Source organism: Telluria sp. GW821-FHT07G12 (assembly GCF_059418525.1).
Genome location: NZ_JBWKQA010000006.1, coordinates 207,215 through 221,496, shown reverse-complemented (window position 1 = coordinate 221,496; position 14,282 = coordinate 207,215). Strand labels below are relative to the sequence as shown.

The window sequence follows — 14,282 nt, the reverse complement described above, 5'->3', positions numbered from 1 at the left end:
GGCCATGGATTCCACCACCATCGTTCTTGCACTGGCGCTCGGCAACCTGGCGATCTGCGCCGCCCTGTTCTTCTTCGAACAGCCGAGTGAAAACGGCGGCGGCCGCCCGGCCGCGCTGACGACCTGGGGCTGGTCGCGCCAGATGCAGGCGGCCGGCTGGCTGCTGCTGGCGATCGGCGCCTCGGGCGTGGTGCCCGATCGGCTGGCGCTGCCGGTCGCCTATGGGCTGGTGATCGCCGGCGTAGCCTGGGAGGCCGGGGCCCTGTGGGAGCGCGCGGGCGGGCGTCGCTGGCGCAGCATCGCCACCCCGGCGCTGGTGCTGGCGGTGTGCGCCTTCCTGTTGTGCTACTGGGTCGACGAGATCGGCCTGCGCGCGCTGGCGGCCTCGCTGATCCTCTCCGCCTTTTATTTGTCGGCCGCCGCCGCCCTGGCGCGCGGCTGGGCCCAGGCCTCGATGCTGCGCCGCTTCCTGGCGCTGGCCATTGCGCTGCTGGCCCTGGTGGTGGGCGCTCGCGGTGCGCTGGTGCTGCTGGCGCCTTCGGGCTGGGGCTGGATGAGCAACGAGCTGCTGCGCCAGTTGTACTCGAGCGCACTCTATCTGTTGATGCTGCTGGGCGGCTTCGGCTGGCTGCTGCTGGGTAAGGAAGACGTCCAGGAACAGCTGGCGCGCCTGGAAGTGGTGGACCCGCTGGTTGACTGCGCCAACCGGCGCGGCTTCTTCCAGATGCTGGCGCCGTGGATGGCGCTGGCGCGCCGTCCCGGCCCGCCTACCGCGCTGGTGCTGTTCGACCTCGACCAGTTCAAGCGCGTCAACGACAGCTACGGCCACCCGGCCGGCGACGTGGTGCTGCGCACCCTGGTCGAGGTCTGCAAGCGCCAGCTGCGCGACAGCGACCAGCTGGGCCGCCTGGTCGGCGTCGAGTTCGCGATCCTGTTGCCGCGCACCAGCGAGCAGGACGCGGCGATGGTCGCCGAGCGCATGCGCGCAGCGATCGCCGCCACCAAGGTCAAGACCGAGCGTGCCATGATCTCCCTCACCGCGAGCTTCGGCGTGACGACGATCCGCGCCGACGACAGCAGCGTGACCCTGCTGTCGCGCGCCGACGAAGCCCTGCGCGCCGCCAAGGAGGGCGGGCGCGACCGCGTTGCGCTGGCGCCGCCGGCGCAGGCCATTCCCGCCGAGGCCTGAACATGCTGGCCGGCGCTGTCATCGAAGCGTCATACCGGCCCGCTATCGTGGCGCCGTTCTCAATGCCGGAGCTTCCATGAATATCCCCGATGTCGACTCGTCCGCACCCGTCTACGCCGCCCTGGTGCTGGGTTCGGACAGCTTCCGCCTGCTGGTGGCCAGCTACCGTAACGGCGTGCCGCTGGCGCTGGACGGCGAGCACGTGCCGCTGCGCCTGGCCGCCAGCCTCGATGCGAGCGGCTGCCTGAGCCAGGACGCGATGCGCGACGCGCTGGATTGCGTGGCGAGCCTGCGCGAGCGGCTGCGGGCGCGCCCGCTGGCGGCCGTGCGCGCGGTGGCGACCTCCACGCTGCGCATGGCGCGCAACGCCCACCTGTTCCTGCCCGCGGCCCAACAGACCCTCGGCCACGAGGTGCGGGTGCTGTCCGGCGAAGAAGAAGCCCTGCTGACCTGGCTGGGCGTGGCCGGCGCCGCGCCCGCCAACGCCCGTCCGCTGGTGGTCGGCATCGGCGGCGGCTCGACCCAGTTCGCGCTGGGGCAGGGCATGCGCGTCACGCGCGCCGGCTCGGTGGCGCTGGGCACGGTGCGCCAGGCCCTGACCTTCTTCGGCAATGGCCGCATCGACGCGGTGTCCTTCGCCGCCGCGGTGTCCTCGGCGCGCGTGCGCCTGGCCGACCATGCGGCCGACTACGGCCGCGAGGTGCGCGACTGCGCGTACGGCGCCTCCGGCACGGTGCGCACGCTGGCGCGGCTGGCGCGCGAAAACGGCGGCGACAGTACCGGCGATCCGATGGCCATCAGCCGCTCCGACCTGGAAGTTCTCGGCGCCAGGGTGCTGGAGCACGCCGGCGGCGGCCGCCCGCTGGCCGGACTCGGACGCCTGCTGCCGCGCGACGTCGCCGCGGCGCTGGCGATCCTGATCGCGCTGATGGAGGAGCTGGAGATCGACATGCTGCAGGAGACCGATGCGGGGCTGCGGCATGGCTTGCTGCACGACTTGCACAGGCAACGCCAATCGGTGCCCGCCTGACACGGGCATGCAACGGGCGTGGCAGGGCGGCGACGCTGCCCAAATGGCGGGAGCCAGAAATTTCCTAAATTTCAACGGCCTCTGGCATACTTGGTGTTCTGTTTTCAACTAACATCAATGCCGGCCACACCGACATGCAGCGTTTTTTCACTACCGGAATCCTCGCTTTCTGCCTGCTCGGCCTCGCCGCCAGCCCGGCCATGGCCGCCGGCAAGCCCACTATCCCCCTCTGTTTCGAACGCGAAGAAGTGCAGCCCTGGCGCACCCTCGACGGCGGCGGCCTGAACTTCGAGCTGCTGAACGAGGTGGCGCGCCGCCTCGGCGTCCAGTTCGACTACCAGAGCATGCCCTGGAAGCGCTGCCTGGCCCAGCTCAAGGCCAACCAGATGGACGGCGCCTTTGCCGTCAGCTTCTCGCAGGAGCGGCTGGAGCTGGGCGCCTATCCGGGCGGTCTGAAACCGGACCCGGAACGCCGCCTGCACGTCGACCGCTACCTGCTGGTGCGGCGCAAGGGCAGCCGGGTCGACTGGGACGGCAAGGCCTTCCGGAACCTCGACGGGCGCGTCGGCTTCCAGCTCGGTTACTCGGTGGGCGACTTCCTGCGCCGCCAGGGCGTGCTGGTGGACGAGGGCAGCCAGCGCTCCGACGAACTGCTGCAAAAGCTGCTGTCCGGGCGCGTGGAGGCGGCGGCGCTGGGCGGCGGCGACACCCTGCGCCTGGTGCGCGGGCGGCTGGCCGAGCAGCTCGAGGTGGTGCCGGCGCCGCTGCTCGAGAAGCCGTATTTCCTGATGCTTTCCCACGACTTCGTCAGGCGCGAGCCGCAGCTCGCCGAGCGCATCTGGAATACCATCGCCGAAGTCCGCAACAGCCCGGCCTACCGCAAGCGCGAGCGCGAGCTGAGCGTTGTCCCGCAACCTGGAAGTGGAAGCACGCATGCCGGACCCCAGCATTGAACGCAGCAACAACGCCGTGAATGGGCGCCGGGGCGGCGGGCTCGCCGCGCTGGCGCGCCGCGTGGTCGAGAGCTGGCGCCAGAACGTCGTGTTCCGCCTCGGCGCCGGCATCGTGCTGGCGGTCGCGCTGTCGACCGGCGTCTACACCACCTACGTGATGCAGACCCTGCGCGAGGAAGCCAGCGCGCGCCTGCAGGAGCGCGTCGAGCGCCAGGCCTCGGTGCTCTCGCATGCGCTGGCGCGGCCGCTGTTCGACATCAACAGCGCGGCCGTGTCCTCGGTGGTCGATTCGCTCGGCGCCACGCCGGAAGTCCTGATGCTGCACGTGCTGGCGCCGAACGGCGCCGTGCTGGCCGCGCTCGGCGGCGCCGACGACGAGCCGAACGCGATCCGCGTCAACCGCAAGATCAGCTTCCACGACGGCAGCCGCACTTTCCACGTCGGCAGCATCGAGCTGGCCTTCTCGCGCCGTCAGATCGACGAAGCCCTGCGCCGCCAGATCGTGCAGACCGTGATGGCCAACCTTATCCTGACCCTGGCCATCGTCGGCTGCGTGCTGCTGGTCGGCCGCCGCATGACCCAGCCCTTTGCCGACATCCAGGAAGCGCTCGAGAAGCTGGCGCGCGGCGAGACCGACATCTACCTGTCCGGCATCGGCCGGCGCGACCAGATCGGGCGCCTGTCCTCGGCGGTGCGCAGCTTCCGCGACACCCTGAACCGCCTGCGCAAGGCGGAGCAGGTGACGAATGGCCTGCTGCGCGAAAAGAGCGGCATCGAGCAGCAGCTGCGCGAACTGAACGAAGACCTCGAACAGAAGATCGCGGCGCGCACGCGCGAGCTGCTGGACTCGATCCGGGTGGCGCGCGACAGCCAGGAAAAGCTGCAGACGATCGTCGACACCGCCCTCGACGCCGTGGTGCGGATGGACCGCCAGGGCCGCATCGTCGGCTGGAACACGCAGGCCGAACGGATCTTCGGCTGGTCGCGCGACGAGGTGCTGGGGCTGGACCTCGACCAGTGCATCGTGCCGGAACGCCACCGCGCCGCCCACCGCAACGGCCTGGCGCGCTTCGAGCGCAGCGGTGTCGGCGCGGTCCTGGACACCCGCATCGAGACCTATGCCTTGCGCCGCGACGGCACCGAATTCCCGATCGAGCTGGCGATCACACGGGTGCAGCTGGCCGACAGCGAAGACTACGAATTCTGCTCCTTCCTGCGCGACATCTCGGAACGCCGCGAGCGCGAGCAGTCGCTGGTGGCGGCCAACGTGCGCGCCGAGGCGGCCAACGTGGCCAAGTCCGAATTCCTGGCCAACATGAGCCACGAGATCCGCACGCCGATGAGCGCCATCATCGGCATGGCCTACCTGGCGCTGCGCACCGAGCTCTCGCCCAAGCAGCAGGACTACGTCGGCAAGATCCACCGCGCCGCGCTGTCGCTGCTGGGGATCATCAACGACATCCTGGACTTCTCGAAGATCGAGGCCGGCAAGCTGGACGTCGAGCAGATCCCGTTCTGCCTCGACGACGTGCTGGCCAACGTCGCCAGCGTGACCAGCCAGAAGGCCGCCGACAAGCATCTCGAATACCTGTTCCACGTGCCGCACTCGATCCCGCGCATGCTGGTCGGCGATCCGCTGCGCGTGGGACAGGTGCTGATCAACCTGGTCAACAACGCGGTCAAGTTCACGCCGGCCGGCGAGCTGGAACTGTCCTGCATGCGGGTCGACACCGGCGCCATGCAGCCGAACGCGGCCCGGCCCGACCGCGTGACCCTGCGCTTCGCGGTGCGCGACACCGGCATCGGCATGAGCGAGCAGCAGCAGGGCAAGCTGTTCCGCGCCTTCCACCAGGCCAACGGCTCGACCACCCGCGAATACGGCGGCACCGGCCTCGGGCTGTCGATCTCGCAGCAGCTGGTCGGCCTGATGGGCGGCCAGATCCTGGTCAAGAGCAGCCCGGGCAAAGGCTCGACCTTCCACTTCGACCTCGAATTCCCGCTGTCCGGCGAGCCGGAACGTGTGGCGGTGGCGCCGCCCGAACTGGACGGCGCGCGCCTGCTGCTGGTGGACGACAGCGAAGTCGCGCGCGAGATCATGTGCGAGGCGCTGCAGGCGCTGCCGCTGCGGGTCGACACCGCCGCCAGCGGCCTCGAAGCCGAAGCCGCGCTGCTGGCGGCCGACGCCGGCGGCGATCCCTACCGCGTGGTGCTGACCGACTGGCAGATGCCGGGCATGGACGGCATCACCCTGGCGCGCCGCATCGGCGGCAACCCGGCGCTGCGGCATCCGCCTTCGGTGGTGCTGGTGACCGCCTTCGGCCGCGAAGAGGTGCAGCAGGAAGCGGAAGCCGCCGGGATCTGCGGCTTCCTGACCAAGCCGATCGGGCAGTCGGCCTTGGTCGATACCCTGGTCACGCTGTTCGCGCCGGCCAGCAGCACCAACGCGCGCGGGCGCTGCGAGGAGCTGGGGGATTGCGTGGCGCGCGTCCTGCTGGTCGAGGACAACCAGGTCAACCAGCAGATCGCGCTGGAACTGCTGCAGGCCCAGAACATCGCGGTCGACGTCGCCGCCACCGGCAGGGAGGCGCTCGACCTCCTGCACGATGGCGGCCCGGACGCCTACGACCTGGTGCTGATGGACCTCGAGATGCCGCAGCTGGACGGCCACGCCGCCACGGTGGAGCTGCGCAAGGATGCGCGCTTCGACAAGCTGCCCATCATCGCCATGACGGCGCACGCGCTGGCCGAGATCCGCGAGCGCTGCCTGCGCGAAGGCATGCAGGACTACGTCAGCAAGCCGGTCGAGCCCGAGAAACTGTACGCGACGCTGGCGCGCTGGGTCGGCTCGCAGCTGCCGCCGCCGCTACCGCGCACTCTCGCGCCGGAAGTCACGGAAGGGCCCTCACTGCCGGGCCTTTCCAGCCTGTCCGGCATCGATTCGGTCTTCGGCCTGCGCCACGTCGCCGGTAACGAAGCCCTGTACGTGCAGCTGCTGGACCGCTTCCGCGCGACCCAGCGCGACGCCGGCAGCCAGATCCGCGAGGACTACCAGGCGCGCCGTCTGGCGCAGGCGGCGGCGCGCGCCCATACGCTGCGCGGGGTGGCCGGCAACATCGGCGCCCGCGAGCTGCAGACCCTGGCCCAGGCGGTGGAAGAGGGCCTGGCGCTGGCGGAGCCGGACCGCGGCCGGCTTGCGGCGGGCGTGCGCGCGCTGGATGCGGCGGTCGACGCCACCATGCAGTCGCTCGACAACTACTTTGCCAGCCGCGCCGCGCAGGCGGCCAGCCAGCCGGCGCCCGCCCCGCAGGACGTCGTCACGGCCGCGCCGGCCGACGTGCTGCAGGCCATCGCCCAGCTCGAACAGCTGCTGGCCGAGTTCTCGGGCGACGCCACCGACTACTTCGAGACGGTGCGCGGCCAGCTCGCCGGCGTGCTCGAGACCTCGGTGCTGGCGCGCCTGGAGCAGCACCTGTCGCGATACGAATTCGAAGAGGCTCGCCAGCTGCTGCCGCAGGCAGCGGATGCGCGTCCCGATACAGCGGAAACCCCATGACCTTCATGAACAATCCTCACAAGCAGGAGCTGCGCCCGACCATCCTGATCGTCGACGACACGCCCGACAACATCATGTTGCTGTCGCGCCTGTTGAAAGACAGGTACAACACCAAGGTCGCCAACAACGGCAGCACCGCGCTGCAGATCGCCGCCTCGACCCCGAGCCTGGACCTGATCCTGCTGGACGTGATGATGCCTGGCCTGGACGGCTACGAGACCTGCCGCCAGCTGAAGGCCAATCCGGTCACCGCCGACATCCCGGTGATCTTCCTGACCGCCAAGAACCAGGTCGAGGACGAGGCTATGGGCCTGTCGCTGGGCGCGGTCGACTACATCGCCAAGCCGATCAGCCCGCCGATCCTGTTCGCCCGCGTGGCGACCCAGCTGAACCTGCGCGCAGCGCGCCGCCAGCTGCAGGACCACAACCAGAACCTGGAAAAGCTGGTGCAGGAACGCACCGCCCAGCTCTACCTGATGCAGGAAGCGATCATCGTGGCGATGGCCTCGATGGCCGAGACCCGCGACCAGGAGACCGGCAACCATATCCGCCGCACCCAGAACTACGTGCGCGCGCTGGCGCGTCACCTGCAGACCCACCCGCGCTTTGCCGCGGAGCTGAGCGACGAGGCCATCGAGCTGCTGTACCGCTCGGCGCCGCTGCACGACATCGGCAAGGTCGGCATCCCGGACCGCATCCTGCTCAAGCCGGGCAATCTGGATCGCGAAGAATTCGAGATCATGAAGATGCATGCGGTGTACGGGCGCGACACCATCATGCTGGTCGAGCGCCACATCGGCGGCAGCAACAGCTTCCTGATGTTCGCGCGCGAGATCGCCCATTCGCACCAGGAGAAGTGGGACGGCTCGGGCTACCCGCAGAACCTGCAGGGCGAGCAGATCCCGCTGTCGGCGCGCCTGATGGCGGTGGCCGACGTCTACGACGCCCTGATCAGCAAGCGGGTCTACAAGCCGGCCTTCACCCATGAGCAGGCGCTGGACGTGATGCGCAAGGGCCGCGGCAGCCATTTCGATCCGGACGTGCTGGACGCCTTCTTCGAAATCGAGCCGGAATTCGCCCGGATCGCCATCGCCTTCGCCGACGACGGCGATTGATCCAGGCCAGCCTTAGGCGTGCCGTCCTTTCGGCAAAGCGTCAAATCGACTATATTGTTTGGTTTGTTTGACGATGGAGTACGGAATGGCGAAGACGACAGCCGCCGGCAGCGCCGCAAAAACGGCGCGCACGAAAGCAGCAACGGCGGAAAAGGCGCCAGCCAAAGCGGCCGCGAAGACGGCTGCGAAGACCAATGCAAAGGCCAGCACTGCCGCGCGTAAGCCGGCCGCGGTAAAAGCTGCCGCAGTAAAATCGGTCGCAGCTAAACCGGCCGCACTAAAAACGGCTGCACTAAAAACGGCCGCTGCAAAGCGCGCCGCCACGCCGGCCGCGAAGGCTGCAAGGGCAGCCGTGAAAGCCGCAACCAAGCCCGCAGCAAAGCCGCGCGCAAGCCGCCGCGCCGAGCCAACGCGTCCCGACACCGCAGCCCAGGCGCGGCCCACGCTGGTGCGCGACAGCTTCACCATGCCCGAGCAGGAATACGCCGTGCTCGGTGCAGTCAAGCAGGCCTGCCTGAAAGCCGGCTTCGAGGTCAAGAAGAGCGAGCTGCTGCGCATCGGCGTGGCCCTGCTGGGCCAGCTCGACGTCACCAGCCTGCGCGCCGTGCTGGGCGGCTTGCCGCAACTGAAAACGGGCCGTCCGCCGGGCGAGTAGGCGCTTCATGGCCCCGCAGCGTCATGCTGCATGGGCCGGCGGCGCCTGGCCCGCACGGCGTTCCGTTCAGTGCGTGGTGCGCCCCGGCGGCTGTGCCCGGGCTTCCGCCGTGAGCTCCTTCAGCTCGCGAATCGGAATGTTCGACTTCTCGTGCATCCTCAGCAGGATGGTGGCGCCGACGTTCAGCTTGCGGTGCCGGATCTTGCTGATGATGGGCGGCTGCACTTCGAGGACGCGGCACAGCTCCGCGTCGTTCTTCAGCTGCATGCGGGTGATCAGGGTATCGAGTAGGGGATTGGGGACGAAACTCGACGGCTCGGCCGCGCGAGCGCGGTGCATCGCCTCGAGCAGCTCCTGTTTTTTCTGTCGTACGCTCATGAACTTCCTCCATTTGGGAACATTCAAGACAGACCGACTTGTTTTGGAGAGTTTGCCCGACCGCAATTGTGCCGCTTTTTATGCTGCTTATGCTCGGTGGGTTTGTTGGAATGCTACTACGACTTTGACAAGTTTGACGCACTGTTCATGAATAAAAGCCCATAACGTCCGTCTTTCTGAACGGAACTTACGTTAATTTCAGTCCGGAACGTGTCAATACCAGGGTGCGGTCGGCCATGGCGGCCGCCGCATGCGAGTGCGTCACCATGATGGCGCCGGCGCCGCTCTGGCGGATCTCGTCGCGCAGCAGGTGCAGGATGCCGTCCGCCGTCTCCGGATCCAGGTTCCCGGTCGGTTCGTCGGCCAGCAGCAGGGCGGGGCGGTGCACCAGGGCGCGCGCGATCGCCACCCGCTGCAGCTCGCCGCCGGACAGCTGGCGCGGAAAGTCGGCGCCGCGTCCGTGCAGGCCGACCGCATCCAGCATGGCGCGGGCGCGCGCCGTGTCCGCGCCGCCGTTCAGCAGCAGCGGCAGGGCCACGTTCTGTTCCAGCGTCAGGTGCGGCAGCACGTGGAAGGCCTGGAAGATGAAGCCCATGCGGCTGCGGCGCAGCCTGGTGGCGGCATCGTCGTCGAGGCTGGACATCGGTACGCCGTCGACCACCACCTGGCCGCTGTCTGGCGTGTCCAATCCGGCGATCAGATTCAGCAGGGTGGATTTGCCGACCCCGGATTCCCCCATCACGGCCACGAATTCGCCGGGCGCGAAACGGTGCGAGAGATGGGCCAGCACGGCGCGGCCGCCGTAGGACTTGGTGAGGTCGACGAGTTCTAGCATAGTCCGCTACTGTAGCATGGCGACGGCATTCTCCCGATTCGCGTATGATGGCAAGAACGTCAACATTCCAGGACCTAGCGATGCTGAACCGTTCGACCGAAGCGCCTGCGCTCGACGCGCCCTTTGACACCTCTGCGGAAGGCCTGCGCCTGCGCGCCGAACTCGAGGCCGGCCTGCGCGCGCAGCACGCCTGCATCTCGCCCAAATTCCTGTACGACGCACTCGGCTCCAAGCTGTTCGAGGCCATCTGCGAGGTGCCCGAGTATTACCCGACCCGCACAGAAGCAGCCATCTTCGAACGCCACGGCGGCGAGATCGCGCGCGCGGTCGGCACCGGCTCGACCCTGATCGACCTCGGCGCCGGCAACTGCGCCAAGGCAGCGCGCCTGTTCCCGCTGCTGCATCCGGCCCAGTACGTCCCCGTCGACATCTCGGCCGACTTTCTGCAAGACGCCGTCGAGCGCCTGCAGCAGCGCTTCCGCCATATCGAGATGAATCCCCTCGGCATGGATTTCTCGGGCGGCGACTGGCGCCTGCCGGACGTGGTGCGCCAGGAGCGCCGCCTGTTCTTGTATCCCGGTTCCTCGATCGGCAACTTCAGTCCGGAAGATGCGCTGGCCTTCCTGCGCCGCGTGCGCGCCCAGTGCGGAGCGGACGGCGGCATCCTGATCGGCATCGACCTGGCCAAGGAGCGCGCGGTGCTGGACGCCGCCTACGACGACGCCCTGGGCGTGACCGCCGCCTTCAACCTGAACGTGCTGCGCCACGCCAACCGCCTGCTCGGCGCCGACTTCGACATCCGCGCCTGGCGCCACCAGGGCTTCTACAACGAGCGCGAAGGCCGCGTCGAGATGCACCTCGAAGCCAGGACCAGCCAGCAAGTCAGCTGGCAGGGCGGCAGCCGCCGCTTCGAAGCCGGCGAATGCATCCACACCGAGAACAGCTACAAATACCGCCCGGCGGCCGCCGTTGGACTCCTGGAGCAGGCCGGCTTTGCCGCCGCCGGCGTCTGGACCGACGAACGCGGATGGTTTGCCGTGATCCACGCGCGCGCCGTCCCGCCGGGCGCCATGCACTGAAGCCGCGAGGGAGCCATGGGAGCGAACGAACACCGCCAGGCCCGCGAATTCGAACAGGTGCGCCAGCGCTCGCTGCACTTGGCCGAGCCCTTGTCCAGCGAGGACTGCTGCGCGCAGTCGATGCCGGACGCCAGCCCGATCAAATGGCACCTGGCCCACACCACCTGGTTCTTCGAGACCTTCATTCTCGAGCCGCGCGAAGCAAACTACCGGCCCTTCCACCCGGCCTTCCGGGTGCTGTTCAACTCCTATTACAACGGCGTCGGCGCCAAGCATCCGCGGCCGCAGCGCGGCCTGCTGACGCGCCCTGCCTTCGATGAGGTGCTGGCCTGGCGCCGCGACGTCGACGGCCGCATCGCGCGCCTGCTGCAGGATGCGCCCGATGACCGCGAACTGGCTGCGCTGGTGACGCTGGGCCTGCAGCACGAGCAGCAGCACCAGGAGCTGATGCTGACCGACCTGAAGCACCTGCTGGCCCAGAATCCGCTGTATCCGGCCTATCTCGACTCCACGCTGCCGGAATCCTGTCCGGTCGGGCCGATGGTCTGGCAGGACTTCGAGGGCGGCCTGGCCGAGATCGGCCACCGCGGCGCCGGCTTCTGCTTCGACAACGAGCTGCCACGCCACCGCCAGTATGTCGCGCCCTTCCAGCTGGCCTCGCGCCTGGCGACGAACGGCGACTATCTCGAGTTCGTCGAGGCCGGTGGCTACCGCGATCCGGCCCTGTGGCTGTCCGAAGGCTGGGACCGGGTCTGCAGCGGCGAGATCGAACAGCCGCTGTACTGGCGCAAGGAGGCGGGCGGCTGGATGGAGTTCACGCTGCATGGACTGCAGCCGCTCGACCTGGCGCGCCCCGTGACGCACGTTTCGCTGTACGAAGCCGATGCCTACGCGCGCTGGCGCGGCGCGCGCCTGCCGACGGAAGCCGAGTGGGAATTTGCGGCCGCCGACATCGCGATCTCCTGCGGCGACCTGCATCCGCGCGCGGCCGGCAGTGACGGCCTGGCGCAGATGTTCGGCGAATGCTGGCAGTGGACCAGCAGCAGCTACGCGCCTTACCCCGGTTATGCGCCGGCGGCCGGCGCGCTGGGCGAGTACAACGGCAAGTTCATGGTGAACCAATACGTGCTGCGCGGCTCCTCCTGCGCCACCCCGCACGGACACGCGCGCGCCAGCTACCGCAACTTCTTCCCGGCGGGGGCGCGCTGGCAGTTCACCGGGATCAGGCTGGCCCGATGAAGGCAATGAGCGGCCTGCGCCTGGCGGTCCTGAACCGGCGCGCGAATGCCTACATCCTCGCTCATCCGCTCGCCTTCACGCTGGGCGTATTGAAAAGCTTCCGCGCCAACCAGGGGCTGCTGCTGGCCGGCGCCGTCGCCTATTACGCGCTGCTGTCCATCGTGCCCTTCCTGATGCTGGTGGTGGTGGTGCTCTCGCACTTCCTCGACCAGGCCGAATTGCTGCTGACCATGCGGCGCTACCTGGAATTGCTGCTGCCCGGCCAGTCCGCCGCCATCGTCGCGGAGGTCGCGCACTTTCTCGACGAGCGCGACCTGATCACCTGGGTGCTGGGCGCCACCATGGTTTTCTTCAGCTCCTTCGCCTTCACGGTGCTGGAGAACGCGATGAGCGTGATCTTCGTGCACCGCGTGGCCGTGCGCCGGCGCCACTTCATGGTCTCGGCGCTGCTCCCTTACTGCTACATCCTGGCGCTGGGTTTCGGCATCATGATCGTGACCCTGGTGGCCGGTACGCTGCAGGTGATCGGCACCGAGACCGTCGACCTGTTCGGCTACAGCTGGTCGCTGCATGGCGTCTCCGGCGCCTTGCTCTACTTGCTCGGCCTGGCCGGCGAGATCCTGGTGCTCACCTCCATCTACATGGTGATGCCGGTCGGCCGGCTGTCGCTCTCGCACGCGCTGGTCGGCGGCATCACCGCGGCGCTGCTGTGGGAAGTCGCGCGCCATGTGCTGGTCTGGTATTTTTCCACCCTGTCGAAGGTGAACGTGGTGTACGGCTCGATGAGCACCGCCATCGTCGTCATGTTCAGCCTCGAGATCGGCGCGGCGCTGCTGCTGTTCGGGGCGCAGGTGATTGCGGAGTACGAGCGGGTCGGGCAGGGCGGCGGGCCGGGGCAGGCGAAGAAGATGGAGACGCGGCCGGCCGAGTGAGGCCGCGAGCCGGTACACTAGCGTGTCCGTCTCCCGACGCCACCCTTGACGCCACCTCGATGCTAGCCCTGCTCAATGCCATCCCGCGCGAACTGATCCTGCCGCCCGCCAACCTGTTCCTGCTGATCGTGATCGGTCTATTGATCTGGCGGCGCTGGCCGCGCGCCGGCCGCATCGTCGCCGGGACGGGGCTGGCGCTGCTGGCGGTCCTGTCCACCATCGCCGGCGCCTCCCTGTTCGTCAGGCCGCTGGAGCGCATGACGGCGCCGCTGCTGGCGCCCGAGCGCGCCGGGGCCCAGGCCATCGTCGTGCTGGCGGCGGGGCGTCTGCAGGCCGCGCCCGAATACGGCGGCCAGGATATTCCCGACTATCTCGCGCTGGCGCGCCTGCGCTATGCGGCCCACCTGCAGCGGCAGACCGGGTTGCCGGTGCTCGCCAGCGGCGGCATCGGCGCACGGGCTGTCGATGCGGGCGACCATGCGATGGCGGATGCGATGGCCACGGCGCTGCGCGAGGATTTCGGCGTGCCGGTCAAATGGATCGAAGGGCGCTCGCGCGACACGGCGGAAAACGCTGCCTACAGCGCGGCCATGCTGCGCAAGGATGGCGTCAAGCGCATCCTGTTGGTGACCGACGCCATGCACATGCCGCGCGCCCGCATGGCCTTCGAGCACGAAGGGCTGGAGGTGGTCAGCGCACCGACCATGTTCTTCAGCCATCAGGCCCGCTCGCCCAGCTCCTTGGTGCCGAGCGCCGAGGGCATGCGCCGGTCCTGGTATGCGCTGTATGAATTGATCGGTTTCGCCTGGTATCGGGTGCGCCTGGGCGAGCGGAACGGCGCTACCTGAAACCCATCCAGAACACCAGGCCCATCGCCCAGCAGACCGGCGCGATGGCGAAGCCGATGCGGGTGTACTTGTTCACTCCCGGGATCAGCACGCTTCTGCCGTGCTTGAGCGGGTGGTGATATACCTTCACCATCGACCGGGCGGGAAATTTTCCGACGATCTTGCGGGCGACGGACACCTGAACGGTGGCGCCGAAGTGAGTCCGCCATCCCGTATAAGCATGCCCATCGACGCTGTAGCGGTATTCGACATGCCAGTACCAGCGATGGCGCCGCGACCGCATGGCGGGCACGCTGATCACCGAGCGGACGACCTGGCCTTCGACTGTCGGCCACTTCGTGCTCATGCGCCCATTGTGCCAATCGAAGAAGGCCCAGGCCAGCATGAGGAAGCCGAAAAGGAAAATTGCCGCAAGGACGAAGGGTTCCATCCTGGCAGTGTAAGAGCAAAAAATCCATGTGGCAACACGACCAGGC

At 68.4% G+C, this 14,282-nt stretch carries 14 protein-coding genes; 10 read left to right on the top strand and 4 right to left on the bottom strand.

The window, feature by feature from the left end; genetic code table 11:
- The first annotated feature begins 4 nt into the window (after positions 1-4).
- The 5 genes from AC07PE_RS21955 (at position 5) to AC07PE_RS21935 (ending at position 7,840) form a co-directional block, all read left to right on the top strand.
- On the top strand, positions 5-1,189 hold the full coding sequence (locus AC07PE_RS21955; RefSeq protein ID WP_498768433.1) for a GGDEF domain-containing protein: 1,185 nt from the start codon (positions 5-7) through the stop codon (positions 1,187-1,189).
- A gap of 76 nt (positions 1,190-1,265) precedes the next feature.
- Complete coding sequence (locus tag AC07PE_RS21950) at positions 1,266-2,219, top strand: Ppx/GppA phosphatase family protein (protein ID WP_498768431.1); 954 nt, start codon at positions 1,266-1,268, stop codon at positions 2,217-2,219.
- 134 nt (positions 2,220-2,353) lie between these two features.
- Complete coding sequence (locus tag AC07PE_RS21945; protein WP_498768429.1) at positions 2,354-3,172, top strand: substrate-binding periplasmic protein; 819 nt, start codon at positions 2,354-2,356, stop codon at positions 3,170-3,172.
- Complete coding sequence (locus AC07PE_RS21940; RefSeq protein ID WP_498768427.1) at positions 3,153-6,725, top strand: hybrid sensor histidine kinase/response regulator; 3,573 nt, start codon at positions 3,153-3,155, stop codon at positions 6,723-6,725. The genes AC07PE_RS21945 and AC07PE_RS21940 overlap by 20 nt, the downstream gene beginning before the upstream one ends.
- Before the next feature lie 5 nt (positions 6,726-6,730).
- Positions 6,731-7,840, top strand: a complete 1,110-nt coding sequence (locus AC07PE_RS21935) for a response regulator (RefSeq protein WP_498768425.1) — start codon at positions 6,731-6,733, stop codon at positions 7,838-7,840.
- A 12-nt stretch (positions 7,841-7,852) separates the two neighbouring features.
- Here the strand turns inward: AC07PE_RS21935 and AC07PE_RS21930 are convergent, their stop codons facing one another.
- Complete coding sequence (locus AC07PE_RS21930; protein ID WP_498768423.1) at positions 7,853-8,209, bottom strand: hypothetical protein; 357 nt, start codon at positions 8,207-8,209, stop codon at positions 7,853-7,855.
- Between AC07PE_RS21930 and AC07PE_RS21925 the strand changes: the two genes are divergently transcribed.
- Positions 8,193-8,495, top strand: coding sequence for a hypothetical protein (locus AC07PE_RS21925; RefSeq protein ID WP_498768421.1), 303 nt, complete (start codon positions 8,193-8,195; stop codon positions 8,493-8,495). The genes AC07PE_RS21930 and AC07PE_RS21925 overlap by 17 nt on opposite strands.
- Positions 8,496-8,561: 66 nt before the next feature.
- Here AC07PE_RS21925 and AC07PE_RS21920 read toward each other — a convergent pair whose 3' ends face one another.
- On the bottom strand, positions 8,562-8,873 hold the full coding sequence (locus AC07PE_RS21920; protein ID WP_498768419.1) for a hypothetical protein: 312 nt from the start codon (positions 8,871-8,873) through the stop codon (positions 8,562-8,564).
- 187 nt (positions 8,874-9,060) lie between these two features.
- Positions 9,061-9,708, bottom strand: coding sequence for an ABC transporter ATP-binding protein (locus AC07PE_RS21915; protein ID WP_498768417.1), 648 nt, complete (start codon positions 9,706-9,708; stop codon positions 9,061-9,063).
- An 80-nt stretch (positions 9,709-9,788) separates the two neighbouring features.
- On the opposite strand from AC07PE_RS21915, the gene egtD reads away from it, so the two are divergent.
- The 4 genes from egtD to AC07PE_RS21895 are packed head-to-tail and all read left to right on the top strand — an operon-like array spanning position 9,789 to position 13,806.
- Entirely contained in the window at positions 9,789-10,787 is a 999-nt protein-coding gene (gene egtD / locus AC07PE_RS21910) for an L-histidine N(alpha)-methyltransferase (RefSeq protein WP_498768415.1), read from the top strand.
- Between the two features lie 15 nt (positions 10,788-10,802).
- Positions 10,803-12,026 carry an ergothioneine biosynthesis protein EgtB gene (gene egtB, locus AC07PE_RS21905; protein ID WP_498768413.1) on the top strand — a complete coding sequence of 408 codons (1,224 nt, stop codon included), beginning with the start codon at positions 10,803-10,805 and terminating at the stop codon, positions 12,024-12,026.
- Entirely contained in the window at positions 12,023-12,958 is a 936-nt protein-coding gene (locus tag AC07PE_RS21900) for a YihY/virulence factor BrkB family protein (RefSeq protein ID WP_498768411.1), read from the top strand. The genes egtB and AC07PE_RS21900 overlap by 4 nt, the downstream gene beginning before the upstream one ends.
- 59 nt (positions 12,959-13,017) lie before the next feature.
- Positions 13,018-13,806, top strand: coding sequence for a YdcF family protein (locus AC07PE_RS21895; protein ID WP_498768409.1), 789 nt, complete (start codon positions 13,018-13,020; stop codon positions 13,804-13,806).
- Here AC07PE_RS21895 and AC07PE_RS21890 read toward each other — a convergent pair.
- Entirely contained in the window at positions 13,799-14,236 is a 438-nt protein-coding gene (locus AC07PE_RS21890; protein ID WP_498768407.1) for a DUF3592 domain-containing protein, read from the bottom strand. The two genes, AC07PE_RS21895 and AC07PE_RS21890, sit on opposite strands and share 8 nt — an antisense overlap.
- Between the last annotated feature and the right edge of the window lie 46 nt (positions 14,237-14,282).

What these genes read in the sequence shown, in the direction of transcription:
- AC07PE_RS21955 (WP_498768433.1), top strand. Translation starts at nt 5, where the DNA reads ATGGATTCCACCACCATCGTTCTTGCACTGGCGCTCGGCAACCTGGCG.
- AC07PE_RS21950 (WP_498768431.1), top strand. Translation starts at nt 1,266, where the DNA reads ATGAATATCCCCGATGTCGACTCGTCCGCACCCGTCTACGCCGCCCTG.
- AC07PE_RS21945 (WP_498768429.1), top strand. Translation starts at nt 2,354, where the DNA reads ATGCAGCGTTTTTTCACTACCGGAATCCTCGCTTTCTGCCTGCTCGGC.
- AC07PE_RS21940 (WP_498768427.1), top strand. Translation starts at nt 3,153, where the DNA reads ATGCCGGACCCCAGCATTGAACGCAGCAACAACGCCGTGAATGGGCGC.
- AC07PE_RS21935 (WP_498768425.1), top strand. Translation starts at nt 6,731, where the DNA reads ATGAACAATCCTCACAAGCAGGAGCTGCGCCCGACCATCCTGATCGTC.
- AC07PE_RS21920 (WP_498768419.1), bottom strand. Translation starts at nt 8,873, where the DNA reads ATGAGCGTACGACAGAAAAAACAGGAGCTGCTCGAGGCGATGCACCGC.
- AC07PE_RS21915 (WP_498768417.1), bottom strand. Translation starts at nt 9,708, where the DNA reads ATGCTAGAACTCGTCGACCTCACCAAGTCCTACGGCGGCCGCGCCGTG.
- egtD (WP_498768415.1), top strand. Translation starts at nt 9,789, where the DNA reads ATGCTGAACCGTTCGACCGAAGCGCCTGCGCTCGACGCGCCCTTTGAC.
- egtB (WP_498768413.1), top strand. Translation starts at nt 10,803, where the DNA reads ATGGGAGCGAACGAACACCGCCAGGCCCGCGAATTCGAACAGGTGCGC.
- AC07PE_RS21900 (WP_498768411.1), top strand. Translation starts at nt 12,023, where the DNA reads ATGAAGGCAATGAGCGGCCTGCGCCTGGCGGTCCTGAACCGGCGCGCG.
- AC07PE_RS21895 (WP_498768409.1), top strand. Translation starts at nt 13,018, where the DNA reads ATGCTAGCCCTGCTCAATGCCATCCCGCGCGAACTGATCCTGCCGCCC.
- AC07PE_RS21890 (WP_498768407.1), bottom strand. Translation starts at nt 14,236, where the DNA reads ATGGAACCCTTCGTCCTTGCGGCAATTTTCCTTTTCGGCTTCCTCATG.